2 protein-coding genes and 1 pseudogene are annotated in these 1,789 nt (G+C 65.1%); all 3 read left to right on the top strand.

The window, feature by feature from the left end; genetic code table 11:
* Nucleotides 1-87: pseudogene (locus BPODLACK_RS23055) on the top strand (transposase); the annotation flags it as partial.
* A 66-nt stretch (nucleotides 88-153) separates the two neighbouring features.
* Nucleotides 154-1,452, top strand: a complete 1,299-nt coding sequence (istA, locus tag BPODLACK_RS23050; RefSeq protein ID WP_201450649.1) for an IS21 family transposase — start codon at nucleotides 154-156, stop codon at nucleotides 1,450-1,452.
* A 6-nt stretch (nucleotides 1,453-1,458) separates the two neighbouring features.
* Nucleotides 1,459-1,789, top strand: a 331-nt coding sequence (locus BPODLACK_RS23045; RefSeq protein ID WP_236577763.1) for an ATP-binding protein, incomplete at its 3' end; no start/stop codon positions are given.

Raw genomic sequence — 1,789 nt, 5'->3', positions numbered from 1 at the left:
GAGTTGCCGAACTCGCGGAACGGGTCGAGCCCGAAAACGGTGCAGTCCGAGGCCGGGCCGGTCGAGCTGAACGTCCCTCGTGACCGTTGTTGACGGCGCCTGAAACTGACCCCCTGACGACGGGTGAATTTTGACCCCCGTCTTGTTAGGAGGGTGATTTCAGTGGAGCAGTGGGCGGAGATCCGCCGTTTACATCGCAGTGAGGGTGTGCCGATCAAGGAGATCGCGCGCCGGTTGGGGGTGGCCCGTAACACGGTACGGGCGGCGTTGGCCTCAGACACCGCGCCGAAGTACTCGCGACCGGCGAAGGGCTCGGTGGTCGATGCGTTCGAACCGCAGATCCGGGCGTTGTTGCGGGAGTATCCGACGATGCCGGCGACGGTGATCGCGGAGCGGATCGGGTGGACGAGATCGTTGACTGTCCTCAAAGACCGGGTCCGGGTGATTCGCCCGGAGTTTCGTGGGGTAGATCCGGCCGATCGGGTGATCTATGAGCCCGGCGGCTGTTCGCAGTGGGATCTGTGGTTCCCGGACTACCGAATCCCAGTGGGCCACAATCAATTCGCCATGTTACCGGTGTTGGTGATGACATTGGCGTTCTCCCGATACCGGTCGGCGGTGATGATCCCGTCGCGCCAGGGCGGAGACATCCTGACGGGGATGTGGCTGCTGCTGTCGCAACTGGGCGCGGTGACCCGCAAGCTGGTGTGGGACCGCGAAGCCGCGATCGGCCCCAAGGGCACACCCACCGCGCTGGCCGCAGGATTCGTGGGCACCTTGGGCACTCGGCTGGAGCTGGCGCCACCGCGAGACCCCGAGTACAAGGGCATGGTCGAAGGCAACAACCGATTCTTCGAGACCTCGTTCCTGCCGGGCCGCCAGTTCGCCTCACCGGACGATTTCACCGCCCAGTTCGATCGGTGGCTGGCCGATCATGCCAACACCCGAGTGGTGCGCGCGATCGGTGATCGACGCCCGTGTGATGCGCTCGCCGAGGACCTCGAGCAGATGGCCGGGCTTCCCCCGACCGCACCTCATATCGGGTTGAGTAGCCGGGTGCGACTCGGTCGCGACTACTACGTACGTGTGGCCGGCAATGACTATTCGGTGCACCCGTCGGTGATCGGTCGCTTCGTCGACATCACCGCCGACCTGCAGCAGGTGCGCATCCAGTGCGGCGAGGTCACCGTCGCCGACCACGCTCGCAGCTGGGCCAACCACGTCACCATCGCCGACCCTCAGCACGTGCGGGCAGCCAAAGAACTGCGCCGCGACTACCGCCGCCAAGACCTCGCCAACCGGGCCCGAAACGCCGCCCGCATCCGCGCCCACCCCGACGGCCACGAGGTACCGATCCGGGCGCTACCAGACTACGACGACCTGTTCGGGGTGCACTTTGCTACCCCGTCAGGTGCTCAACCACCCACCCCGTCCACTATCGCTGAAAGGTGAAATACCATGTCCGACAATCACACAGGTAAGCAGATCGAGTTCGCGGCGCGGGCGTTGAAGATGCCAGCGATCCGCCGCTGCTGGGCCGAGTTGGCCGAGCGGGCCCGCACCGACAACTGGACCCACGAGCAGTACCTCGCAGCGATCCTTGACCGCCAGGTCAGTGAACGCGAAGCCAACGGCACCGTGCTGCGGATCAGTGGCGCTCGCTTCCCCGCGGTCAAGACACTCGAGGACTTCAACTTCGACCACCTTCCAGGTGACGGGGCTCAAGAAACTTCCCCAGGTGTGCTCACTGAAATTCCCCACCCGTGGGCGGCTCCTACTGTAGCGTCCG

Source organism: Gordonia sp. YY1 (assembly GCF_009872315.1).
GTDB classification, from domain to species: Bacteria; Actinomycetota; Actinomycetes; order Mycobacteriales; family Mycobacteriaceae; genus Gordonia; species Gordonia amicalis.
The sequence above is the reverse complement of the archived record's forward strand: the minus strand, read 5'-3'. Positions and strand labels throughout refer to the sequence as shown.